At 39.5% G+C, this 23,626-nt stretch carries 26 protein-coding genes and 3 pseudogenes; 10 read left to right on the forward strand and 19 right to left on the reverse strand.

Annotated features, from left to right (window positions below; genetic code table 11):
- Window positions 1-4: 4 nt before the first annotated feature.
- Window positions 5-3,187, reverse strand: a complete 3,183-nt coding sequence (locus tag DL897_RS15270; RefSeq protein WP_113659991.1) for a bifunctional cytochrome P450/NADPH--P450 reductase — start codon at window positions 3,185-3,187, stop codon at window positions 5-7.
- Between the two features lie 579 nt (window positions 3,188-3,766).
- Between DL897_RS15270 and DL897_RS18705 the strand changes: the two are divergent.
- A pseudogene (locus DL897_RS18705) lies at window positions 3,767-4,083 on the forward strand (MFS transporter); the annotation flags it as partial.
- Window positions 4,084-4,197: 114 nt separating this feature from the next.
- On the forward strand, window positions 4,198-4,266 hold the full coding sequence (locus tag DL897_RS19095; RefSeq protein WP_420824143.1) for a DUF6506 family protein: 69 nt from the start codon (window positions 4,198-4,200) through the stop codon (window positions 4,264-4,266).
- A gap of 550 nt (window positions 4,267-4,816) precedes the next feature.
- Here DL897_RS19095 and DL897_RS18710 read toward each other — a convergent pair.
- From DL897_RS18710 to DL897_RS15295, 5 genes are all read right to left on the reverse strand, one after another.
- A complete protein-coding gene (locus tag DL897_RS18710) occupies window positions 4,817-4,951 on the reverse strand; it encodes a cytochrome P450 (protein WP_240627467.1) in 135 nt (44 codons plus the stop codon).
- Window positions 4,952-5,019: 68 nt separating this feature from the next.
- Complete coding sequence (locus DL897_RS15280; protein ID WP_113659992.1) at window positions 5,020-6,246, reverse strand: serine hydrolase domain-containing protein; 1,227 nt, start codon at window positions 6,244-6,246, stop codon at window positions 5,020-5,022.
- Window positions 6,247-6,503: 257 nt separating this feature from the next.
- On the reverse strand, window positions 6,504-6,872 hold the full coding sequence (locus tag DL897_RS15285) for a DUF1048 domain-containing protein (protein WP_113659993.1): 369 nt from the start codon (window positions 6,870-6,872) through the stop codon (window positions 6,504-6,506).
- Window positions 6,862-7,194 (reverse strand): PadR family transcriptional regulator, encoded by a 333-nt coding sequence (locus DL897_RS15290; RefSeq protein WP_206186538.1) that lies wholly within the window; start codon window positions 7,192-7,194, stop codon window positions 6,862-6,864. Before DL897_RS15290 ends, DL897_RS15285 begins: the two co-directional genes overlap by 11 nt.
- Before the next feature lie 387 nt (window positions 7,195-7,581).
- Window positions 7,582-8,301 carry a MerR family DNA-binding transcriptional regulator gene (locus tag DL897_RS15295; protein WP_113659994.1) on the reverse strand — a complete coding sequence of 240 codons (720 nt, stop codon included), beginning with the start codon at window positions 8,299-8,301 and terminating at the stop codon, window positions 7,582-7,584.
- A gap of 299 nt (window positions 8,302-8,600) precedes the next feature.
- Here DL897_RS15295 and DL897_RS15300 point away from each other — a divergent pair, with 299 nt between their 5' ends.
- Together DL897_RS15300 and DL897_RS15305 are read left to right on the forward strand one after the other, a co-directional pair.
- Window positions 8,601-9,494, forward strand: coding sequence for a Vgb family protein (locus tag DL897_RS15300; protein ID WP_113660050.1), 894 nt, complete (start codon window positions 8,601-8,603; stop codon window positions 9,492-9,494).
- Window positions 9,495-9,533: 39 nt separating this feature from the next.
- The gene (locus tag DL897_RS15305) at window positions 9,534-9,980 is read left to right on the forward strand and encodes a DoxX family protein (protein ID WP_113659995.1); all 447 of its coding nucleotides are present in this window, start codon (window positions 9,534-9,536) and stop codon (window positions 9,978-9,980) included.
- Window positions 9,981-10,509: 529 nt separating this feature from the next.
- Here DL897_RS15305 and DL897_RS15310 read toward each other — a convergent pair.
- Together DL897_RS15310 and DL897_RS15315 are read right to left on the reverse strand one after the other, a co-directional pair.
- Entirely contained in the window at window positions 10,510-10,728 is a 219-nt protein-coding gene (locus tag DL897_RS15310; RefSeq protein ID WP_113659996.1) for a helix-turn-helix domain-containing protein, read from the reverse strand.
- 213 nt (window positions 10,729-10,941) lie between these two features.
- Window positions 10,942-11,247, reverse strand: coding sequence for a hypothetical protein (locus DL897_RS15315; protein WP_113659997.1), 306 nt, complete (start codon window positions 11,245-11,247; stop codon window positions 10,942-10,944).
- Between the two features lie 100 nt (window positions 11,248-11,347).
- On the opposite strand from DL897_RS15315, the gene DL897_RS15320 reads away from it, so the two are divergent.
- Window positions 11,348-11,728, forward strand: a complete 381-nt coding sequence (locus tag DL897_RS15320) for a DUF4158 domain-containing protein (protein WP_113659998.1) — start codon at window positions 11,348-11,350, stop codon at window positions 11,726-11,728.
- A gap of 17 nt (window positions 11,729-11,745) precedes the next feature.
- Here the strand turns inward: DL897_RS15320 and DL897_RS15325 are convergent.
- The 3 genes and pseudogenes from DL897_RS15325 to DL897_RS15335 all read right to left on the reverse strand — a co-directional run bounded on the left by DL897_RS15325 (window position 11,746) and on the right by DL897_RS15335 (window position 14,051).
- Window positions 11,746-12,175, reverse strand: a pseudogene (locus tag DL897_RS15325) (SRPBCC family protein).
- A gap of 612 nt (window positions 12,176-12,787) precedes the next feature.
- Window positions 12,788-13,006: a hypothetical protein gene (locus DL897_RS15330; RefSeq protein ID WP_113659999.1), complete on the reverse strand. Its 219-nt coding sequence runs from the start codon at window positions 13,004-13,006 to the stop codon at window positions 12,788-12,790.
- 4 nt (window positions 13,007-13,010) lie between these two features.
- The gene (locus tag DL897_RS15335) at window positions 13,011-14,051 is read right to left on the reverse strand and encodes an AsnC family protein (RefSeq protein ID WP_113660000.1); all 1,041 of its coding nucleotides are present in this window, start codon (window positions 14,049-14,051) and stop codon (window positions 13,011-13,013) included.
- 71 nt (window positions 14,052-14,122) lie between these two features.
- Between DL897_RS15335 and DL897_RS15340 the strand changes: the two genes are divergently transcribed.
- Together DL897_RS15340 and DL897_RS15345 are read left to right on the forward strand one after the other, a co-directional pair.
- Complete coding sequence (locus DL897_RS15340) at window positions 14,123-14,587, forward strand: hypothetical protein (protein WP_145962231.1); 465 nt, start codon at window positions 14,123-14,125, stop codon at window positions 14,585-14,587.
- Window positions 14,577-15,113 (forward strand): class IV adenylate cyclase, encoded by a 537-nt coding sequence (locus tag DL897_RS15345; RefSeq protein WP_113660002.1) that lies wholly within the window; start codon window positions 14,577-14,579, stop codon window positions 15,111-15,113. The genes DL897_RS15340 and DL897_RS15345 overlap by 11 nt, the downstream gene beginning before the upstream one ends.
- A 366-nt stretch (window positions 15,114-15,479) precedes the next feature.
- On the opposite strand, the gene DL897_RS15350 is transcribed toward DL897_RS15345, so the two are convergent.
- Complete coding sequence (locus tag DL897_RS15350; RefSeq protein WP_206186539.1) at window positions 15,480-16,412, reverse strand: hypothetical protein; 933 nt, start codon at window positions 16,410-16,412, stop codon at window positions 15,480-15,482.
- A 79-nt stretch (window positions 16,413-16,491) separates the two neighbouring features.
- Between DL897_RS15350 and DL897_RS19100 the strand changes: the two are divergent.
- Window positions 16,492-16,710, forward strand: a pseudogene (locus tag DL897_RS19100) (asparagine synthase-related protein); the annotation flags it as partial.
- Here DL897_RS19100 and DL897_RS15360 read toward each other — a convergent pair.
- The 3 genes from DL897_RS15360 to DL897_RS18340 all read right to left on the reverse strand — a co-directional run bounded on the left by DL897_RS15360 (window position 16,706) and on the right by DL897_RS18340 (window position 18,190).
- Window positions 16,706-17,194, reverse strand: coding sequence for a tyrosine-type recombinase/integrase (locus DL897_RS15360; protein WP_113660005.1), 489 nt, complete (start codon window positions 17,192-17,194; stop codon window positions 16,706-16,708). The pseudogene DL897_RS19100 and the gene DL897_RS15360 overlap by 5 nt on opposite strands.
- A gap of 148 nt (window positions 17,195-17,342) precedes the next feature.
- A complete protein-coding gene (locus tag DL897_RS15365) occupies window positions 17,343-17,921 on the reverse strand; it encodes a hypothetical protein (RefSeq protein ID WP_113660006.1) in 579 nt (192 codons plus the stop codon).
- A gap of 107 nt (window positions 17,922-18,028) precedes the next feature.
- Complete coding sequence (locus tag DL897_RS18340; RefSeq protein ID WP_168188823.1) at window positions 18,029-18,190, reverse strand: TFIIB-type zinc finger domain-containing protein; 162 nt, start codon at window positions 18,188-18,190, stop codon at window positions 18,029-18,031.
- Between the two features lie 1,094 nt (window positions 18,191-19,284).
- On the opposite strand from DL897_RS18340, the gene DL897_RS15380 reads away from it, so the two are divergent.
- Window positions 19,285-20,001: a tetratricopeptide repeat protein gene (locus tag DL897_RS15380; RefSeq protein ID WP_168188824.1), complete on the forward strand. Its 717-nt coding sequence runs from the start codon at window positions 19,285-19,287 to the stop codon at window positions 19,999-20,001.
- Window positions 20,002-20,110: 109 nt separating this feature from the next.
- Here DL897_RS15380 and DL897_RS15385 read toward each other — a convergent pair whose 3' ends face one another.
- The 4 genes from DL897_RS15385 to DL897_RS15400 form a co-directional block, all read right to left on the reverse strand.
- Entirely contained in the window at window positions 20,111-20,536 is a 426-nt protein-coding gene (locus tag DL897_RS15385) for an NUDIX hydrolase (protein ID WP_113660010.1), read from the reverse strand.
- A 45-nt stretch (window positions 20,537-20,581) separates the two neighbouring features.
- Entirely contained in the window at window positions 20,582-21,142 is a 561-nt protein-coding gene (locus DL897_RS15390; protein WP_113660051.1) for a recombinase family protein, read from the reverse strand.
- A 218-nt stretch (window positions 21,143-21,360) separates the two neighbouring features.
- Window positions 21,361-21,825: a phage tail protein gene (locus DL897_RS15395; protein WP_113660011.1), complete on the reverse strand. Its 465-nt coding sequence runs from the start codon at window positions 21,823-21,825 to the stop codon at window positions 21,361-21,363.
- Window positions 21,826-21,848: 23 nt separating this feature from the next.
- Window positions 21,849-22,322, reverse strand: a complete 474-nt coding sequence (locus tag DL897_RS15400; protein WP_113660012.1) for a GyrI-like domain-containing protein — start codon at window positions 22,320-22,322, stop codon at window positions 21,849-21,851.
- A gap of 98 nt (window positions 22,323-22,420) precedes the next feature.
- Here DL897_RS15400 and DL897_RS15405 point away from each other — a divergent pair, with 98 nt between their 5' ends.
- Entirely contained in the window at window positions 22,421-23,377 is a 957-nt protein-coding gene (locus tag DL897_RS15405; RefSeq protein ID WP_113660013.1) for a helix-turn-helix transcriptional regulator, read from the forward strand.
- Window positions 23,378-23,626: the final 249 nt, after the last annotated feature.

Raw genomic sequence — 23,626 nt, forward strand, 5'->3', positions numbered from 1 at the left:
GTTTTTAAATACCTGTCCAAACATCTTTCGTATAGCTGCCATTTAACTGAAGGTTTTCCAACCACTTTTTCGCTTCCTGTTGTCCAACTCCATGCACAGACTGATACGATTTTTGTAACATCGTCTCCACATCTGGAGCCATTTTACTGCCATCTCCGCATACGTATAAACGTCCTCCATGATCCAACATATCGATGACTTTCTGTGCATTCTGTTCAATTAAATGTTGAACATAGGTCTTCGGTTTTCCTTCTATGCGAGAAAAAGCCGTAAAAACCGTGACGATCCCTTCGCGTTCATAATGCTCTAGTTCCTCACGGTATATAAAGTCCTTTTCGTTACGACAACCAAAATATAGATGTGCTTCTCCTAACTTTTTTCCGTCCTGTTTAAGAGCCGCTCGCGCTTGAAGAAAACCTCTAAACGGTGCCACACCTGTTCCAGCTCCAACCATGATGATGGGCGTTTCATAATCATCTGGGAGTTGGAATCCAGATTCCGGCGGACGTATAAACATGATAATATCTTCTCCTAGCTTACGTTCAGCTAAGTAGTTCGAGGCAACCCCACGATACTCCCCTTGTCCACTCCGAGCGGGGCTACGAACCACTCCTACAGTAATACTGGCACGTTCTGCTTTTATCCGAGGGGAACTGGATATCGAATAATATCTGGGTTTTAGTGGAGGTAAAAGCTCCAAGAACCGTTCAAACGGTATTTCGCATGCTTCATATTTTTCAACAAGATCAAGCATCGTAATCCGTTTCTTTAATATCTGTTCTTCGTAGGTTCCCTCCTCTAACAAAATTTCCAATTCACGCTTATGCGGAGGACAAACAGTGAAAGCAGCCACTTCACGTATTTGGGCGCGAGTTGCAGCTTCCTGCAACTCTACACTATAGCTCAAAAGATCTGAAAGAGATACGGGTCGATCCAAAGGCAGATGGGATGCACTGACTCCACTTGCTGTCAAAATCACTTGATCTTTTCCACTCAATCCAAATCGTCGTAGAGTGCGGTTGACATTCTCTTTACTGTTTCTTGGAAAGACTCCAAGGTGATCTCCTTCCTGATACATAATCCCTTCTGGTAACTCAATCTCAATATGCCGTGTGCTTCGTTCGCTACCAGACTGTTGAAGTTCGCGATTTTCCATCACCGTTCCGTGAACTGCATGATACGCTTGTGCGAGGGGAGTCTCTGCAAAGCCACTGACAAATTGAATGTTGAGTGTGCTCCGTTCTTTCTCTGCATTTTCGTTTAGTTTTAAGTCGAACGTCTTTATCGCATCGGTCCACATTTGACTTTTCCATGCTTCAAGCTGCTTTTCGAAGTCTCCACTCGCATCGGCCTCTCCGCGAGGAGAAAATCTTGTCGCTCCTTTTTCGGCGAGCTTCTCGTCGATGTATCTCGGTACCTCTTGATACGTCGCAGCCCAGTTATGATCTCCACAGCCAAATACCGAATAGGTAACTCCTTGAAGTTCCTCAGGTTCAACTTGTTCCAACCATTGAACGAATTGTCGTGCATTGCTTGGAGGCTTTCCATTATAGGAAGAAGTGATAATTAATAAGGCACCTTCTTTTGGCAATTGGCCTAACCGATCATTTAGTGTAGCCACTTCACTACGAATACCGTGTAAACGGGCAATGTCCGCCAGTTCTTTTGCAATCCGCTCTGCCGTTCCCATATTAGAACCGTAAAGAACCAGTAACGGTCGATTATTCACGCCAATGATGGACACCTTCTGTACTTGATTTTCCTGATCAGGAGCACTGGCAGCGTCTTCTTCAGGTTTGATCGTAAATGAATTGGCTATTTTCTTATCCCGCAATTGGACACGTATCTTAAAATCATCTGGCTTCAGCGTTAGTGTTTGTTTTACTTTCAACTGATAGTTCATATGATCAATCAATTGAAAGTGTTGAAGGATCATACTAAGGACTAAAGTCGCTTCGTGAAGGGCAAACTGCATTCCGATACAAGCTCGTTGTCCATTCCCAAAGGGTTTATACGCATGGTTTGGAATTTTAGCAGGATCTTCGAACCTTTCAGGTCGGAATTGTTCTGCATCTTCCCCCCATGCTCCTTTATCCCGATGAAGTTTAGGTAAAATAATAGAAACGACTTCCCCCTTTTTAATAGGATATTTTCCTCCAATCATGGTGTCTTCCTTAGCAAAAAGATTAAATTGAGGAGCAGTCGGCCATAAACGTAAGGATTCATTTAGAATCATTCGTATATATTTAAGCTGCAAGACTTGTTCATAGGTTGGAACTGAATCCGTTAACACGCGATCCACTTCTTCGTATGCCTTTTTTAATACATGAGGATTCTTTAGTAAAAAGTATATGGAAAAGGATAATAAACCACTCGTAGTTTCATGTCCCGCGATTAAGAAGGTAATGATTTGATATCGAATATTTTCATCATCTAGTAGTTCTCCTGTCTCAGGATCTTTTGTACTTAACATACGGGCAAGCAAGTCAATTTCCCCTTGATCTCCCCTTGATTTCCGATCCGCAATAATTTTGTCTACCAACGAAAACATCGTTTGAATATCATGCTCGAACTGATGTTTTGTTTTTAACATCAACCTATTTTGAATCGGAAGTCGATTACGATAGTGCATAGCTTCATCCAGTGAGCGAACCATACTAACAATAAAAGGATTGGGTGTTTCTCTGTAGAAACTGTTGAAACGATAGTTAAATCCACATAATCCAATGGTATCCAGAGTGAGTCTTGTCATATCCTCTGGAACGTTGATGCTTTCGTCTGGATTCAACCTAGCCCATTTTTGAACAAGCTGCAAAGCGATATCTACCATCATGTCATGGTACCCTTTCATGGCCTGTTGGCTAAATGAGGGCATCAGAATATTATGCGCTTTTTGCCAATTTGGTTCTTCCGTTAGACTTGTGAATAATCCGTCTCCAGCAAAATCACGTACTTTAAGTAAGTGATCAATGGCTTTGTCAAAGCGAGACTCATCACATACATCGGCCACTAAGTCAGGGCCGGATAAAATAAGCACTGATCTTCCAAATGCCTCGAATCGGAAAATAGGCCCTATCTCGTCAGCAAGCTTACAAAAAGATAATGTAGGTGAATCCTTATCAATTAAGGGTAAATTCCCTAGCACCCCATATGTTTTCGGTTGTGGGATTGTCATAAAATTTTCCATAAAACTCTCCTTCTTCTTTTCAGCTTTCAAAAGTGTATTTTTTGGTAGTGGATGTTCCTGTGTACGTCATGGGATGGAGTGATCCCACATCCCTGAACTTGGGAATAGCAGAAACGAACTGCGAACGCTAACTATCCAAGAATTCCTTCAGCTATGTGAAATGGTCAAATAGGCAAGAAAATTTAATAGGGCTGCATCCGTTATTCCTGCACGATGGGAAATTCAGTGATGGTGGTTGCGCTATATCCGCACTCTGCAAATAATGTGCGGGCTCCTTTTATTATTTTTCTTTCGTATCTAATCGATTTTCCATAGTTACCACACTCTTTTTAATTCGGTTAGTAAGTATTCACTTGCCATGTTATATCTCTTTTGTTAAATAAAATCAGGTGGTATAATTTATATCACATGTAAATACTCCCCAAAATACCTAAGAACAATTCTTGCTGTTTAATTACTTGTTTTATTAAAATATTTTAACTATTCGGTTAATATATGATATGTTATATGTGATGGCCACAATTGTATCAGCAAATCTGACTTTTGGAGCATGAGATCAGTACTCTGCTGTTCGACTGTTACATCCTATTATTCCTATTTGGACAGTTTACTGTACCTATAGCTTTCATTACCTTGATTTGGGGAATATCGGCTGAAAGTAGGAGCAAATATCAATCAATATTGGCTTGCTTCTTCAGATCCCCGAAGCGCTGATTCCTTGTCAATGGCTCTGTAACATAGGAACAACAATTGGTGCAGCTGTAGGCGGATTATTTATATCAGAAATGGGTACACAATACGTTGTGTTAGTGGGAATTCTATCATTGATACTAGGTTTGTTAACTATTTTACTAAGAAATTATATGTATAGTCCTACAAAACAACTCTCCACATAAGGTGTATTTTTAGAATGCTTTCAATCAAAGACGAGAAATGGAGGATTTAAATGTCACAGGCGGGAATCGAGGAATTGGATATGAGCTGGTCAAGCAATTAGCGTTGAAATTCAAATCGCGCAGCAACTCGTAAAAGAAGGAGTTCAAATGATTGAACTATGTGGAGGGTTCGGACCTATATAGATTGCTAAGGTAAGCGAAGCCATAGATAATGTTATTCCTGTAGGAAGTGTTGCGTATGGACCTGAAGCACGCCAACCTATGCTTGATTTGCTTGCACCTGACAAATTAAACGAAGGTTAGACCTTTTTTTGAATATATTAATAAAACCGATCTATCTCTAAACAGGAAAATCAGTTTTTTGATTTTTGTTTTTAAATTTACGAGAGATAAGAATTAGGACTCATAATTAATAGAGCAAATTAACCGATTTTCTTAACATCGGTGTTCACTCCTTCCTTCCCTTCTGTCTTGCAATTACTTAACACAACTGACCATCTGCAAATGGTCAGTTGTGTTTTATATTCATGGTATATCAATATTATCAAAAGGATCGCGAAAATATAGAACAACGATTAAACTTAAATATAAAATCGGTCAAGGAATAATATATGCACTGGAGAGATTGTATGGTATCTTTGGAAATATCACTATACGAAATGGAAGAAAAATTCTTCTTGCAATGGATTCCATTTAGCTTTGTATCGAGTTTAAAACAACATACCACCAAGGGTTAGAAAATCATTGGGATACTAGCAATGGAACGTACAACTCCATTCATGCTATAAATCAATTCATCTGTATCAATCGCCAATTTTAAATCTGGGAAGCGTCTAAGCAAAGTACCAAAGGCAACTTTTGCTTCCAATCGGCCGCCAGGAGCTGACTGTTGGGTGTCGTGGGTTGAGGGCGGGCGTACCAGGCGCGGGCTTGGTGTCAGTCTTCGATTGCCTGGTAGACCATGGTCCAGAAGTCGTGGATAAGCCGCGCTGAATCCGGGGTGGACATCCCAACTTGGGTGAGTAGGATTCCGATGAGCTGTTTATCCGGGTCGGCGTACGCCGTGGTGCCAGTTCCACCGTCCCAGCCGAACTGGCCTATGGACGCATAGTCACCGCGGTAGGTGCGCACCGCCATCCCTAAACCCCAGCCGCCGTGCTGTCCTTGGCCGTGCGACACATGGACGTTGTTTTTGGCCAGGGCGTCTCGGGTGGCTTGTTGCTCGGACGTGAGGCGGTTGGTGGTCATCAGCTGGACGGCGGGCCGGGATAGGATCTGTTCGGTCCCGTGCATCCCTTGGTTCAGCAGCATCTGGAAGTACGCGTGGTAGTCATCGACGGTGCTGACCAGCCCACTGCCACCTGACTGGAACACCAGAGGCTGGCTGTACTGTCCGCCAGCGGCCTCGTCCCATACGATGAACTCTCCGGTCTGCGGGTCGGGGACGTAGCTGGTCGGCAGCCGGTCGATCTTGTCGGCGGGCACGTGGAAACCGGTGTCCTTCATCCCCAGCGGATCGAGGATGCGTTCGCGCAGGAACGTCTCGAACGGCTGACCCGTGACCCTGGCGACTAGCACGCCGAGTACATCGTGGCTGATGTGATACTGCCAGTGTTCTCCGGGCTGATACATCAGCGGAAGCTTGCCAAGGCGGCGCATCCACTCGTCTGGCTTAGGATAGTCCGTCATTCTCTGGGGGAATATCCCCTGCTCGAAAACTGCGGCCATGATCGGAAAGTTCAGCGACGTCAAATCCACTCCGAGCCCGAACGTGGAGGTCAACAGGTCCCGTACGGTGATCGGTCGCCGCGCCGGCACGGTATCGTCCAGCGGGCCGTCGATCCGCTTCAGCACCTGCCGGTCGGCGAGTTCGGGTAGCCACAGATCTACTGGGTCATCTAGCCGCAGCCTACACTCGTCGAGCAGGACCATCGCCGCCATCGTGACCGGTTTGGACGTCGAGGCCATCCGGAAGATCGTGTCCCGGCGCATCGGCGCTCCACCATCATGGCGCATCGTGCCGATCGCTTCGACATGCGTCTCACCGTACCGGCTGACCAGAGCAACGAGCCCAGGAATCTTTCCGGATTCGACATGCCGTGCCAGCACGTCGCGCATTCTACGCAGCCCTGTTTCGGAGAAGCCTCTGTTTTTTTGTCCCATCATGAATCTCTCCTCTGTTATTCATGCTTGAAATCCCTTTGTCAAAATAGATGTATTTGATGCATCAAAGACGGGTACGGCAAGAATTACTTCTTTTTTGGGCCACTCGTTGATAACCATGAATTCTACGACACTTTTTTTGTGTATTAGATGATCTAATTCGTTGATTTTTCTCGCCACCAGTGGCTATAAGTAGCGTAGAAAACTATTTCTGTGTCACTTTTTACTCTGTGGCCTCAAAAGTAGCGAATTCTTGCCTATTCCCCTTTACCAAGCTTTTTACGAATGTTTTCGCTCAATTGTTCTTTTCTTTTTCCTGTCCAGGTTTGCCCTTGAAGCTCATGTAACAGGTCATCGCAAAAACCACCCACATCCTGACCCACTACATCCAGTACATCCCTTCCCTCTTGTGCATTTGATTCAAAAAATTCTAGTAAATCTTGTAGCGCTTTAAACATGACCATGGCAGAGTCATGATCGGATGCACAAGTCCATAAGAAATTCTCAATCTCATTCATCACTATCTGATAATCCCTTGGCAGAGCATTAATCCGTTTTTTGTATCTTTTATATTCCGCTTTTTCTTGTTTCCATCTTTTTAAAATCGAAAAAATATTATATTCCATCCTGATTCTCCTTTAATTCATTCATTTTTGATGCGATAAAATCCCATTTACGCCAAAAGGTTTGGAGTTGATTTCGTCCCGCATTGTTGAGAGTGTAGAACTTTCGGGGCGGTCCGATTTCCGAAGGCTTTTTCTGAATCTCGACTAATTTGTTCTTTTCTAGCCGCAGTAAAATCGTGTATACCGTTCCTTCGACAACATCTTCAAAGCCAAGCGAATTCAACTTTTTCACGATCTCGTAACCATACGTTTCTTTGCGGCTAATGATTTCGAGTACACAACCCTCCAGAATACCTTTTAGCATCTCGGTCAGATTTTCCAAAGTGAACCACCTCACTACTACGTAACACTTAGTACATCTATATAGTAATACTAAGTAGATGGTAGTGTCAATAGTCCGATTTATTTTTTTTCCCGAAATGATTTGAGTAGAAGGTCATTATTGAAGAAATATAGGAACTATGCCATACTGTGGGGCTACACGTTAAGGATAGTCGGCTAATAGTCTTCGTCGAATAAGCTTCGTCAGCCATTAGATCAAAGTTTCATACATTCTGGCTCCATAATAGGGTTCCGTTTTGAGATACAAAACTAAATCGACACGAAAAATGAAGTGCAAACTGACAACAGTCAGGCACTTCATTTTCTAAGTTATAAAAGGGGTCTTTAATATTGATGTTATTCAACACAAACGACCAAAAGATGAATGTCAAGAGTCCCTGGTTAACGATTCATCTGTTAATCGAATCAATTTGTATAAATAGTAGAGGGCTTTCAACTGAGACCTGTTGGTATTATTTAAGTAAATTAGGATTTTTTCTGCAAGCTTCATCACATGCTCTATATTATGATCATCTATCGCAGCAATCGATTTCTTTAGACTTACGGTGTCCTCAGAATATACAAAGCTTTGCAGCACCTGAATCAACCTGATTTTGAACAAATGAGCTTCGCTATATTGACGGTAATCGTTTGCAGGGTCCCGCTCTGCAGTAATTAGACTTACTTTCTCCCAATAGCGGATTGCCGATTTAGGCACACCTGTCCGTATAGAGACCTCATTGATGTTGAAGCGTTGCTTTAGGTCGTGAGTTTGGCTTCCATCGGCATATGCTTCCAACTCCTTAATCAATTTCTCCACTCTCGCTTTTTCCTGATACAAAGAAACTTCCCTCTCCTTAACGATCCACAGAGCTTTGTCCAACTCGCCCCTCTGGAGACAATGTAGCACTTCGGTTGTGATTTCCATCCCAAACGCAGGAGCCATGGCTTGAATACATGCCAAATAGGCCTCATGTTGCTCTGTATAAATGCGGTAGCCATTTGCCGATCGATCTGCAGGAGGGATCAACCCATTTGCTTCGTAGTTTCTTATCGTGCTTGCGCTCATCTTGAATTTCTCCGCCATTTTTTTTGGCCGTAGGACCATACTATCTCTCCTCTTGGAAGAAAATACATCTAAACATTAAAATCGTTATAATGTTTCTTCTGATTTTCTCGTTGTTTTCCTACTATATTTTCCCGAAACCTTCCAATTGGCTTACATGTTATACAATGGAGTTAGAATTAATCGAGGAGGCGTATATTATGGAAAAACACTCCCCCGTCTTCCAACAGAGCATGACGATCGAAGAAATTGGCGAAGAAGGTAATCGGTATATTACATCTGTATGGAAGTCTTTGTATGATTCGATGCACGAGCAATTAATACAATGGAGGGAGTATGGTATGAGGATTAGCATTCGAGAATACACAATGCCCAGAGCAGAATCCGGGCCCTACGGAATTACAGCCGGAAAAGACGGAGCGATGTGGTTTACGGAACAAAAAGGGAATCGAATCGGGCGAATCGACATGAATGGTGAAGTCGTGTCATTTTCCATCCTAACTCCCCATGCAGGGGTTATGTCTATCATTTCGGATCAGGAAGGCTCCTTATGGTTCACCGAATATCACGCCAATAAGATCGGGAGAATGTCGATGGACGGCTTATGCATAGAATACGAGCTTCCGACAGAGAACGCTTCGCCCTTTGGCATTACGGAGGGAGCGGACGGCGCAATATGGTTTACCGAAATGAGCAGCGGGAAGATCGGCAAGATAAGCAAATTAGGGGAGATCACGGAGTTTGAGCTGCCTAATCCCAAGTCATTTCCCTCATTTATTACTCGAGGTCCGGATGGTGCATTATGGTTTACGCTCAATCAAAACAATTCAATTGGAAGAATAACCATAAGTGGAGAAATACAGGAATACCCCATTCCGACTCCCAATTCCGGGCCGGTTGGTATTACTAGTGGACCCGATGGTGCCTTGTGGTTTGTTCAAATTCTAGGAAATAAGATCGGAAGAATGACAGTCTTAGGTGAGGTTCGTGAATTTGCGATTCCAACGCCGAACGCTAGACCTCATGCCATTGTTAGCGGTACTCATGATGAACTATGGTTCACAGAATGGGGCGGTAACCGAATCGGAAGAATTTCAACGCAAGGCGAAATATCGGAATATGAAATCCCCTCCAAGAATGCAGAGCCTCATGGTATCGCCCTTGGACCGAACGGTGATATTTGGTTCGCTGAAGAGTGTAATCAAGTTGGACGTCTTCAAATGAACCATGAATAATTCTGATCTATAACTTCGAATCGGACGGAGGAGGTAATTATGGCGCCATTTATTGCCCTTGTGGCATCCTTTTTATTGTTTCGAGCAGTCGGCTTCCTCGGTTGGCCTCTTTTCGATAGTTGGCATTCATCACTGAAAGGAGCAGTGGTTGTCATGCTGTTGCTTGCCGCTTCCGCTCATTGGGGGAAGAACCGTTCGGACCTAATCCGAATGGTTCCTCCTATTTTTCCAAGGCCCGACTGGATCGTGACGGCAACTGGGTGCTTGGAAATCGCGGGTGCAATTGGCATTATGATTCCCGCTACTTCTTACATTGCGTGCGTATGCTTAGTCGTATTGCTTATCGCCATGTTTCCAGCAAATATTTATGCAGCTAAGGAGAAATTAACAGTTGGCGGCAGGCCGGTGCCGAAGCTGTTTGTCCGCAGTTTGCTGCAGGTCGTATTTATAGTGGCGATCATACTCTCATTACCGACGTTCGGGTAATGAAATTGACAACAGCGAGAGACCGCTATGCTTCACGAAAAGGTGGAATAAAGAGTACCAGAACGGTGCAACCAAGTGTAATTTGAACAATAACTGAAAATTGAACGCAAAAGTATTGTAGAATTAATGTTCTGTGACACTTTAATCACTTTTATAAAGCAGAGGGAGTTTTAAATAGGACTACGAAGTTAATTTATCATGTAGCAACTACAGCTGATGGGTTTATTGCTGGTCCGAATGGAGAAGCAGACGCTTCAATTTTTCTTTACGATGAGGAACATGTCTCAGATTTTATTTCCGCTATTCAAGTAAAAAGCACATTAAATTAGAGTTGTTGAATCTGAAAAAATATGAAAATGGTGTTATATTACCAAGTAATTCACGGTGCGGGTATGTATTTCCACTAACCCAGATCCATTCACCACAAATTTCAATCTCAAGGGGTAAGTAAAAGAAAGTGATCAAGAGTGGGCTAGGAAGATGTTGGAGCTGGTGAGATAAGAATAAAAAAAGAAGGCCACGAAGGGCCTTATTTTTTTCGCAAATTCTTTTTATACTCCTCTACTTCTTGACGAAGAAATAAGGAAATATTCCCTGTTTCGATTGGTAGAGGACGAAGTTTTCCAGCTGATACAGCTTTTTTAACTGCTGTACGAGATACATTAAGATATTCTGTAACTTGGGTTGTAGTCATGATCTCGCTTTTGAAGAAGTGTAATAGTTCATTCATGTTTTTAATTGGAAACATACTAATCACCTTTTTTGGTATTTACCATTGCCAATATAACAGCAACAATTACTAAAATATCTAAAGCAATCATGAAAGTAGGTGTTGTAAAAAGGTTAAACCCCATTAAACGAGCTATAAAATAGACGGCTGCACCTACACAAGTTATAAACGTAAAAAAGTTTTTTATGGTATAATGGAGTGGCGAGGAAGAAAGGAGAGGGGGCTAATCCCCTATTCTCCTTCCTCATATTCAATCTCACGCTTTATCTCGGTTCCGTCAGGCTTAGTGATGTGTTCTTTCAGACGAAACTTTTTGGTAGAAGGTTTTTTCTTCTTGAAGGTTTGGACGCCTGTAAAGATAACTCCTACCAGAGTGAGCACTAAGCCGGCGAGACCGACAGCGTTAAGTGTTAGCCACTCCATTATACCATGAAAAACTTTTTTAATTTTTTGTGACAAAATATAAGATTGCAAAAAGCCATAAGGGGTACGTGAACGATTCGAGGAATGAAGGGCCACATCTGAAAATATTTCCAATTTAGGAGCCGACCTGCCATGTAAATGGACAGGTTTTTATTTTATTATAGGAAAAGACTGTGAAATCAGAAATACAGATTTGATAAGGAAGGGAACAGGATTGCCAAGCATTCAAGATACTATCTATCCTCGGATTAAAAGTAATTTAACGGACAAAGACTTAGAAGAAGCATACACTCCTCAAAGAGAAGAAGTTGAATGGGCAGAAAGGAAAACAAGAGGAAACTTTCAACAGCTGGCATTATTGGTTTTGTTAAAAACCACCCAAAAATTAGGCTTTTTTACGACTTTGCTGGATGTTCCTAAAGCAATTATTGAACATATTGCTCAAGTAGCATACTTACCTATTCCACAGGAAGAGGAATGGCAAGAGTATAACGGTTCAAGAAGGGGTAGAAGGAGCGAACAGCGATGTTCGCTCCTTCTACCCCTAGAAGTCGATTTTTTTTTGTATCATCTCTTCAGAACCTTTGTAAACTAATACAAAGGTTGCTGTTCTTAATGCACGAGTGCTGCTCTTAATTTATTAATGCCAAATTCCAAATACCCCTTTAAACAGGTCAACATATAAACCCAACCCTCTTTATTGCCTATTAATTGACTGACTATATTCTCATCATTTTCATTAAAGCCTTCTTCGTTCACTACAATCAATGTACTTGAATAATCCATCTCACTCAACATAATGGTAACTAAATGTTCTCCAAAATAATCCCATTTGAAAACGATTTTCTTGTTTTCCTCGATTTTTATTACTTTTATTTTCCCTTCTGCCTCATATTCATCGTATCTCAATGTAATCGTCTTACCTTCTTCCCATCTTTCAGAACTCGATGAAAACCAAAAGTTTCCGATTTGTGAAGGATCGACAATAGCTTCATACTTCATCGGCAGGTTTCAATATTTTCATTTTTGTTACGTTGTTCATACTAAATCAACTTCCTTTCTTGGCTGCACACAACGTTAAGTTATTCCGTTGCATCTTTTCTTCTTGTAACTTTGCGCCTTTATACATTATTGTATATACTTGACCCAATCATTAGACCCAATAGGGGGAATAGCAAGATGAAACTAGGCTATATAAAACAAAGAAAAAAAATAGCCTAAGTTCAGTAAAACATAGACCTAGATTGATTTTTTCTTTGTTTTATCATTCAATTGATACTACCGCGCTATTACTTGCTTCCCTGCTTAGATTCAGTCGGCAAAGCCTCTCTCATCACGCAGGCTACGTCCCCCTTCTTTAACAAAAATAATAAATCCAAACAAGTTTGAAACACAAACTTAAAAATAAACACCTTTATATTTATAGTAACAGACCATTAATCTATACATAAGATAGTGCCAAAAAACAAAAACTGATATAACTCCCCCATCCTACTATAAAATAGCCCAAAAAAAACTATATGCACCAGCAATAAAAAAACAAAAAAAGGCTTCCTTTCGGTAAGCCTAATCCAATAAAAAAAATTGTTTATAGTGACAGCGAGTACGCAACGAACATCAGTTCGATATCTTATAGTGACAACTAGTACGCACCTTATAATATTTGCTTTTTTAACTTACGAATATAAGCTTCACTGACTTCCAACATTTTTGATAACTTATAGTTTGATGCTTCTGGATGCTCTTTAATTAGCACTTTAAGCTGATCAACCTTACTTTCTTTTTGTTTTTTTCTTTGCTTCTCATATTCTTCCTTAGTGACTGACCCCCGTTTTTCTCTCTGATACTCAGTATTACGTTTCCTTTTTGTCACTCTATCAATTAGGACTCGATTCTTCTTCTGTAATATTAAGCTTTTCTATAATTGTTGATGATTTCTCAGGTTTAACAAGATCAGAAGCCAATCCCCTCATCCGGTAATTATTTTCTGCAAAGGCTTTTAAAAATTTAGTTGCATCATCATAAGCTGATTTAGCAGTCACATCAACTTCTTTTTTTAAAAGTGGCTCCGTAAATTTTTCATTGATTTGCCGAGCGAAGACAATAGTAGCAGCTTGCGTCTTTACAATAAGAGCTATTGTGAATGAGTAAGAATACAGAAAGGTATTCCTATAGCCTGTCATCTTACTCTGGCGTAATTGTACTAAAAGCTCCAAATCGTCTTTCTTCTTTGTATTTAAGGAGTATAAATCCACTACACCTTTTGGCGGTGGAAAAATAACAACACCTTGTTTCTTCTTTCTACGAGTCTTACGAATCTCTTCGATCGGAGTAACATATCGATAAAGCTCTTGTAATGTATATTCCACAGGATTCCAGATCTCAACTGTTGCCTTTATCTGATTCTTTTGGTTAATCGTATTCGGAAAACGCAAGACCCGTGTTGGGTCTGTTGTCCTTGTATCAGCTCCCAAAAATGCTAACTTTGCAATATATTGAGAAGTAATATAACGACTTAACCACGAAATTTTTGGTGCAGCTCCACCCTCAATTCCATAGATAAGTTGTAAACCTCGTCCAGATTGGACAAACAAATTAGGCTCAGGGAGTGTGTCATCCATAATCATTACTTGTATCTCATCTATCGCTTCTTCTATAGAAGCCCCCACTTTGTATATATCCAAATCAACACCAAGGTTCCGAATCTGCATTAAACTTGTTTCTTGACGACTACCATACTTAAATGCATTCAAAGAAAGATAAACATTACTCTTATTTTGATCCTGTGCATATGACAGCATTTTTTGGATGTCATTTAATCCCCAAAAACGTTGAAATTTTTCTGGTAACTGTAAAGTACAAACAAAACCCGTTTTCTTACGAGACGACAGATAGCAATCAGTCCAATCTTTAATCAAAACTACTCCTTAATTGTGGAATCAAAGCAAGTGCGAACATTGTTGTCCCTGACTATAGCCATGCTCCTCGTGTGCGGCGACTTCTAGAGGAGTACTCGACTAATCTATCTGTTCGATTGCTTAATTCTCTTGATGATGGTAAATCTTCAATTAACGCAATCTTTCGTATTCTAGATGATCTTAAGGCCGTTCCAATCGCTCAATATATTACTGCTGGTGTTTCTGGTTCTCGTACTGCGTACCGTTTACCTTCAGGACGAATTATCTATTTCAAACAGATTCGCCCGGTTCGACTACCTAAAACTTGTAATAATTGCCGATTTAACAATGAGACTGACTGCCAAGAAGGCTACTATGGAGTAAGGCTCTATCGGGCGCAAAATAGTGGTTATCAATTTGGAGTTTGCATTCAACGAATGGATTTATGTATGCCAATAGAGGAATTTGTAGATAGTGATCTCTGCAAAGAGATTGTTAACTTTCGTGAATCAGAGTACCATCAACTGACTAGAGGAGGTCACACAGATGTCCATTGAGTACGAGGGGAAAATTCTCGATATCGATCCGACAGCCATTTCAAAAAAAATCATTGCCATCGGTGGTGAGCGAATGGGAGAATCATTTATGCGTCGCTATGTGTATGACATCATCCCAAATGATAAAAGCCGCTGGATTCGTCTTAGAGACACTGGGAAAGAAGTAACACTTACAGTTAAAGAGATCGTACATGATGGAATTGATGGAACCCATGAAGTAGAGATTCTTGTCGATAATTTTGAAGCAACAAACCAACTACTTGGTAAGCTCGGATTCCATCCCAAAGGATATCAAGAAAACCATCGTACCAGTTTTTTTTTGAACGGCGTGCGTTTAGAGATCGACCATTGGCCATTAATTCCACCTTATTTGGAAATTGAGGGGAACTCCCATGAACAGGTGATCCAAGTAGCTACGTTGCTTGGTTTCGATAAATCACAGATAACTGGCGAGAATACGATTAAAATTTATGCCCGATATGGCATTGATCTAAATACTATTAAAGAGCTTCGTTTCAACCTTTAAATGGAGTACTCTTCAATTAAAATTAAGGAATATCTTAAAAAAAGTAAATATCAGAAAATACCCGTATCAACTACACTTAAAATGATACGGGTTTCTTATGTTTATAAGATACAACAATATAAATTGACAGGTAATTCAGAAAAATGATCTCCTGTTAGAAGAATAAATAGTTCTATTTCGGTTATAATGGATGGTTTTTGGTAATTTTAATTATGTTGGTGCGATAGCTAAAATAATTAATGGGCAAAAACACCCTTATATGAGAGTATCTTTATCAGTAGTGATAAAATACCCTCAAAGCAAAAAGCCCTAGTATCTTAATATAAAAATACTAGGGATAATTATAAACAATAATAAAATGAATGTTTAACTGCCTGGAGGATCACCAACAGTATGATTTTTAATTTGTTCATGAGTGTTATTCATTTCCTTTTCACCTCCTTTAGCATAGGAATGGAAAAAGTCAAGTGCATAGTTTGTAAAAGTAGGATCACCAATATCCTTTAAATAAATTGCTAGTTTTAGGAGGATCTTATTTTTTTGATCTATAAAAAGATGTTTTTCAGCCAGTTCTAATGCCTCACTAAAACATTGATGTACCTTGTCGTCCTTTTTTAATTTTATATAACAATCTCCTAAACCGGAAAGAGCTTGCGTTTCAAGATAAACATCATTTGTTTTTTTACTATATTTCCTTGCGTTTAGGAAAGATTTTTCAGAACGTTTTAAGTCCCCTAAGTTATCATGTAACATTCCGAGCTGAATGTAAACATAAGCAAGAAGATACTCTCTTTTTACTTTGTCCTTTAGTTTTAAAGCAGTACGAAAACAGCATTCAGCTAGATTAAGTTTATTTTGTTTTATATAAATACTCCCTAATGTAGTCCACAATTCAAGGGACCTTTCGTACATTTTATCTAAACGTGCAATCTCAATTCCTTTTAGAGCATATACTTTCGCTTCAGACAAACTACCATTCCTTGCTAAAAGCTTAGAATACATTTCGTACATATTAAGTGTAGACTCATTGCTTTTACTCTGAAAAGTATATATTTCTTTGTCTTGTATAAAATTATTCTTGTTTACTGCTAAATCCTCAAGAAATTTCTGAGCATCCCCGAATCGATTCAGTTTTTCAAGGTAAATAACTTTACTAACTTGGATTAGATCATACAAATATTTTCTTTCGCCATCATAAAGAAAATATTTTATCGCTTCATTAGAGTATTGCTCAAAAAAAGCATTAATGGGCTGGTCTAGTTTACCAAGTAATGCTATTTGGTATACAGAAGAAGCCAAATATAAGGCAGGGGAATTATTAATTCAATATTCAAATGAGGCAGAACCCTTTTCTTATAAAGCTGGTCAACATCAATCAATGGTTGATATAAATCTTATTGGACGTACTTCACGTATTGAAAAGCAAATAGCCGACAGGATTGGTATTAATCTACACTTTCCGTATTTAGACCATCATATCATCCAAACTTGTATGAGTACAAATATGGAAGAACGAATGAGCCCATATGAATTTAAACCTCTACTAAAAAAAGCGTTTAATAGAGAATTACCTAAAAAATTATTAGAGAGAACTACAAAAGGAGATTACACATATGATTTATTTTTTGGAATGAAAAAGAATGTTCATCAGATTTTAGAGCTTCTTCAAACTTCACATTTGGCAGAACAAGAGAAAGGTCCCCATTCGTTGCGTCCAGTAAATTCTTACAGAAAGTATGTCGAAGACTATGGATAGTGATATCCTCATTTCCTGTAATTTGCTCTAAATAAGGTTTGACTTGTTTATGAATGGCTTGTCTGGACATTTTTTCACCACGATTGGAGATAAACATTGCATTCGTTTGTGATTCTCTCACCTCTAGCCATTCATCGATAGCTCTACAAATATCTTTTACAGCCTTAACTGTATCCATTTTCCCACCTTTACCCTGGCGAATGTCAATTGTCCCTTCACTACCCCACTTCTTATAATCATCCAGTTCTAAGTTAGCAACCTCACTCACACGAAGGCCTGCCTGTAGCATCAATCGAATCATTGCTTTATGGGGCAGAAGGAGCATCGATCGATTTTGGGGCCAAGAAGGAATTAAATGGAAAAATAACTTGAGTTACCTATATGGTTTCTCAAGTCATTTTTCCATTTACTGGATTTGTGGCACCAAATTTGCTGTTCGCTCCTTCTATCCCTATTATAACCGAATTTATGTATTAATCGGAAACAAGTGACGGTAAAGCCGCTCTTCTCTCTTTGAATAGCTGAATAGTTTCTTCTAGCTTTGTGAAATTTCCGTATGGTATTTTCACAAAGCTAGAGTACTTTTTGTCCCAAAGGTCTAGCGGAATATCAATCGATTTCGGATGGTTATAAGTATCCCATAGCCAACGAATTTCCTGATCGACAATTTCTAAATGTGACTGAACCCCGAATCCTGCCCAGTGAATGCCTACCCCGTATTCTTCTTCTTCCTTAGATGTTTCTCCTGTTTTGTTCTCATATTCTCGCATTTTTGCGAAAACCTCAACGGATCGACGCGGAAACCCTAGCGTTAAGCCTACGATGAGATGTTCTTCGTAAGAGTCCTTTTCAACCCCTTCAATCTGTTCTTGATACTTCGTTTTCAATTCTTCATTTTGAAAAAACATAAAACTGTCTGGTTCACTGTCGAATGGCGATATAAATGGATATTGTTTGAGTTGGGCAAAAAACCTCGATTGCTTATCATTCCTTTTCCAATAGATTACCGCAGGCTTATAACCGTCTAAGAACCCTTGTTCATGCCTTTTCATTCCCACACCATCACCTCAATTAAAAAAATGCCCCCGTAGGGGCTATTCTATATCATTTGCTTCTCCGAAACAACAAAACATTCTTACAAATGTGTTTAGATTACTTATTACTCATTAATCATGTGACACTTTTTACAAACCCATTCCCCGCCTATCCACTCGAAGGAAGTACTTCCACAACGGGCACATTTTGCAGGTTTTGGACGGTTATGTCTTACATTAACAATCTCTAACACCGTAAACTTATTAATATTCTTTTCCTTGTTCATTGAAATCCTCCTCATTATTTAAACTCGATAAACAAACCGTTATTCGTGCTGCAATAATGAGGTAATTAATTCGTACATAAAACGCCAAACCTACGATTATTATCGGAGGAGTCAATATACCATAAGGTATCATAGGAACGGCGTTGGGGTATTTTTTGTGGTAGAACATTAGAGAGTGTGAAATAAGAAACGAAACCATGATCTTGTCGGACAGCATATAGTTTAATCCTTTATTTCTTGCATCACCACCTTTCAAAATATTACATCTATTATAGTGACCTAGTGAGCTCCGAATAGATTAATATCCCTATCTAGAGTTGCATCACATCGACGACATTTCTCCGGTTTGAAGTCTCCTAACATCCATATATGTAAAGCATGACATTTTGGGCACGTGTCTGCATTTTTTCCAAATGTTCTTTCTATCAAGCGCAATCGCTTTCTCCTACCATACTCGCGAATTTTACTTGCTAAATTATCGTGCTTTAAAGTTAGCGAGCAGTGTATTTTTCTGTTTATCGAGCATACTATACTTATTTTTGTCATACAAATAATACCTCCTGCGCTTGATTTTATGGATATATTCTATTAATCCTTTTCTTACTGGTTATTTGATATTTTACATGATTCAGAATTAGCGAGCAAATAGCCAGTATTCCGCAAATATGCGTTTTATAGCGGCGTAAAAAGGTAAATTAATACTAAAATAGTATTAATACTCTAAAATCACGGCGTAACCGCCACGAATTAAGGCTAAACAAGCGTATAGAGAATCACAATCACGAATTTAAAAAAAGTTGAAGGAAGGGATCTATTGTGTTATTTGCTAAATCTAGATTGGAATTAGGCAAGTTCTTAAAGCAAATTCGTAAGCAAAGAGGGTAGAAAAGTATCCAGAGATCAAAGATACTAATCTTTACTCTTTAATATGTAAGAAAATTGCCGAAACTTACTACTATGAGAATGATCTAACAAATGCTCTAAACTACACTAATAAAGGAATACTATATTATCAACCAACAGGAGACAAGAGACATGTCATTCAGTATTTGCTTAGTTCGAAAGCTATTTATCTGGAGATGCTTGGGCGAAACATGGATGCAAAAATAGTTCTCGATGAATTATGGAAATATTCCCCTTCACCCTTGGTACCAGTAGTTTTAAGTGCCTATGAAGCTAAAACATCAGTGTTGATTCAATTTAGATTGTATGAGGAAGCCTTACTAGTGGCGAATGAGGGCCTTGATATTGCGATCAATAACAAGTTTCTTGATAGGGTACTAGAGTTATGGACTCTGTTAGGGAAGACTTATCTTCTTTTAAATAATTACGATAAAGCAGAGGAATGTTTGTATTATGCACTGGATTTAAGAGTCCCTGTTAAGCGACTGAAAAGGGAATCGTTAGTTATTGCAACTTACACAGAGTTGGCAAAACTATACCATAAAATAGGCGAATATAGGAAATCAGAAGAATACTTTCATAAAGCACTAGCGACAGGCGAAATAACAAATAACAGCAGACGACACGTAGAAGCCCTTCACGAATATGAAAAAACATTAATTATGTGGAATAGACCTAAGGATGCAGTTTTACACCTATCGCTAGCTGATAAGCTATGTGACGAATCTAAGTTCATCCGAAAACGTGAGGAAGTTTTATTTGACTTGAGCAATGCTTACTTACAATTTGACATGAAAATGCATATAAAAATACTTGAAAGAAAACATCAAATTCAACTAATATTGAAGCAAGAGGAAGTGGAAGGAGGGGTTACTATGCGTGTAGGCGACCCACCTGAAGGCGGTTAGGTTAAAAATAAAGAGACCTTAGGGTCTCTTTCAGCTTGTCGACCTGTTCAAAAATGAACTTTGTCGACAAGCTGAAAGAACGCCACTTAGGCGTTCTTTCTCTTTTAAGTCAAGAGTAAATAGCAGATGACTGAAATCCTTTTAGGATACATTTCTTAATTTCATCGCTTAAGTCATATTGGTTAATCTCATTAGAGCCAATCCACTTCACGTCGATATGGTCTTCACTGAGCTTCAGGTTTTCAATAGATTCCCCATTAAATAGACGAACCATATAAAGTATATCAACAGTATGGCGGTTACCATTATCCGAAATATATGAAAATGTATGATATGGATCTCCGACCTCTATTTCTAAGTTAACTTCCTCATGAAACTCTCTTGCAAGCGCTTCTCTTGGATCTTCACCAAAGTCGACTTTTCCGCCTGGTAATTCAAAAAAGCCTGGTAAGAATTTCTCTTTAAACGAGCGTTGAATAGTCAATACTTTATTTTTGTGAAGAAGAAATCCAGTGCAGACGATTTTTTGATTCATATTGAACCTCCCAGATAGAACTTGAAAAAATATGAAGCCCGAAAGTTATGTAATACCTTTTTTGTTGCTCTGATTTAAATACCGATATAAAGTGGATTTAGACACTTTCAATGTTTCGCAAATTTCTTGTACAGATAGATTTGGATCTTTCATCAAGGATACAGCCATTTTCAATTTTTTCTCATCCATCTTCCGCGGGCGGCCACCTAGTCTCCCCCGGTCACGAGCTGCTGCTAACCCTGCTTGGGTTCTCTCACGGATTATTTCGCGCTCAAATTCAGCTAAAGCACCAAACACATGAAAAATTAGTTTTCCACCACTACTTGTAGTGTCCATATTTTCTTGTAGACTTCGGAAACCGATTCCTTGCTCATTCAAGCCATTAACAACGTCGATCAGGTGCTTTAATGATCTTCCAAGACGGTCAAGTTTCCAAACAACTAATGTATCACCTGTACGAACATAGCTAAGAGCTTCGTCTAAGCCCTTTCGAGTAAGTTGGCCACCACTAAAAATATCAGTGAATATCTTTTTGCATCCATGCTGCAACAAAGCGTCTTTTTGTAAAAGACAGCAAGTCCCTGTATAAACAAGAAATGACTTGATGCTACATGCATGGTACCTCAAGTCATTTTTCCATTTTTTGGGGATATGGCCCCAAAATCGCTCTTCGCTCCCTCTATCCCTTAGCCGAAACTCTATTGGCAAAGTAGAAGTTTTAGCGAGTGAAAGCTATTTTTTACCTTGAGAGAAAATAGCTTTCACTCATTTCAATGGAGAAAAAGAATGACCTACAGATTCCTCAACTTGCGCTTTTGCTTACTTTAATATTCTCCTTTAATTACAAAAAACGAGCCCCGAATTGTCCCAGCTAGTTTAGACTTCTGCCTAGCAAACTTAAACTTCCCTTCTAACTCCGTTGGTATCTCCATCCCCTCAGAAAGCTTAAAACCAACGGCCCGCTTCTTAGGGTTATCAGTGGGATACATCATGTTAACCACAAGACCATCCTCATAAAAGACGTAGGCAAATTGGATGTTTTCCACTTGGAAACGTGATGTTTCTAAAGGTTTGGCCGAAAACTCAATATCACGCTCTTCTTTCAAAATACGGTTCACATAATCAAGAGTCTCTTGGCTTTCGCTAGCTGGTTCAACCGTAAATTCATGCTTGTACTTGTTCATAAAATAACGGGCTTCATTCGCACGTAAGCCAGCAAGCGTCTCAACTACAGGTGAAGACTCTAAACCAACTGTAGATACATTTTTAAAATCAACGATATAGGACATATTCATCTTCTCCTTTTAGCTTTTTATTTCTTAACAACAGGAACCCACATCTCACCAAAAATGAAGCCGTCTCGTTGTCCCATCTCAACCATTGCATTTGGCCCACCGACATAAGCAAAGTTCTTTGCTTCTGGCAAGACTTGACCAAAGGCAATGCCTTCCAGTTTGCTATTCAATTCACTAACTGTTTTCTCTTCCCCTTTTACAACTAGGTATTTCCCTTTAGGAAATTGGATAATTCTAGCCTCTTCTGGTGCTGATACTGATGCATCTGTCATAACACCAGCATAATGCATCATCTTGTTATTCACCGCTTCGTTCACAGCAAAAATGTAGTCATTTGTAGCTATGGCTTTTAACGTGTCAAGTGTTCCATTTCGGCTGATGGCTTGCCAAAAGTCTGCCTTTTTCTTGTCCATTCCAGCATAGTCTGTAAGCTCCGTTCCAATACCTACAACGGTAAAGCTATCTTTTTCTTCTAGGGTATAATCTGCCATATTCAATCCCTTCCTTTTTTAATGAATTGTTTTCTTTGCTTGATAGGTATATGATAGTCTTAAATCATGTCAAAAAATGATACTGTTTAGGAGTCCTGATGAAAAAAGTTGAACGGATTAATACCATCATGCGATATATCAACAACCGCTCCCACTTTACCATTTCTGAAATCATGCGGGAATTTAACATCTCTCGTTCGACAGCGATTAGAGATATCAGAGAAATTGAGGCCATGGGGATGCCGCTCGTCTCTGAAGTTGGAAGGGATGGGGGTTATTTTGTCATGCATAACTCTGTCCTGCCTGTAGTTCGCTTTACTGATAATGAGCTTAAAGCTCTTTTTATAGCCTTTATGGCCACAAGAAATCAACAACTCCCCTATCTAAAGAGTCGTCAGTCTTTAGCTGAAAAATTACTTGGTCTCATTTCAGAAAATCAGCAAGACGACTTAGTTTTTTTAAATCAAATTCTGATTTTTGAAGGAACCAATCCTTATAATCCCGACCTACTTGAGCTTTCAGACCTCCCCCATCCCATGATAGAAAAACTCATCCAAACCCTTCTTTTGGATCGCTATTTATGGATTACCATCAAAGAAGAGGAGGTAATAAAGTCTTATCCCATTTATCTCTTGCACCTTTATCATGAAAAAAGTCTTTGGCTGATTGAAGGCTTTGACTTAAAGGAAGAAAAGAAGAAGATTTTTCTGGTCGACCATCTTATCGATGTGAACCCCTACCCGACGAAAAAAGGATTAAGTAAGAAAAAGATTTTAGAAAAACTAAGTAAGCAGGAAGAAGTAATCAATCTTATTGTTGAACTTGGTCCAAAAGCAATTGCCCAGTTCAAAAAATACCATCCGTTAAAAGTTTCCATTTCCTATACGAATCCTTACCAAACCACAGCCATTTTAAAGACTTTTATCAATGTGAATAATCCCGAAGAATTGACCGAAATAACAAATTGGATACTTTTTCTAGGTGCGGATATCAAAGTCAGGGAAATGCCAGAAGAAGTCTTAGAAGAGGTACAGCAACGATTTGTTCTTTTTTGAGCCACACACAAAAAGACTGGGGTAGATTCATTTACTTTGTTGAATCTACCCCATCTTTTCTATTTTAACCAACTTCTTCCAGTTGAGAAATTATAGTTTGTTATTTTTGTTGAAAAAACTCGTCATAGTCAGTTGCAGAATACGACGAATATTTATATTATATTGGTAATTCACACAACAAATCAAGCCAATTAACGAAAGATATTCTCAGCATTTTAAAAAAATCGTACGCTAAGGACCTGATCTCAT

Origin of the sequence: Thermoflavimicrobium daqui (genome assembly GCF_003313465.1) — a bacterium.
In the GTDB taxonomy this organism is placed as follows: Bacteria; Bacillota; Bacilli; order Thermoactinomycetales; family Thermoactinomycetaceae; genus Thermoflavimicrobium; species Thermoflavimicrobium daqui.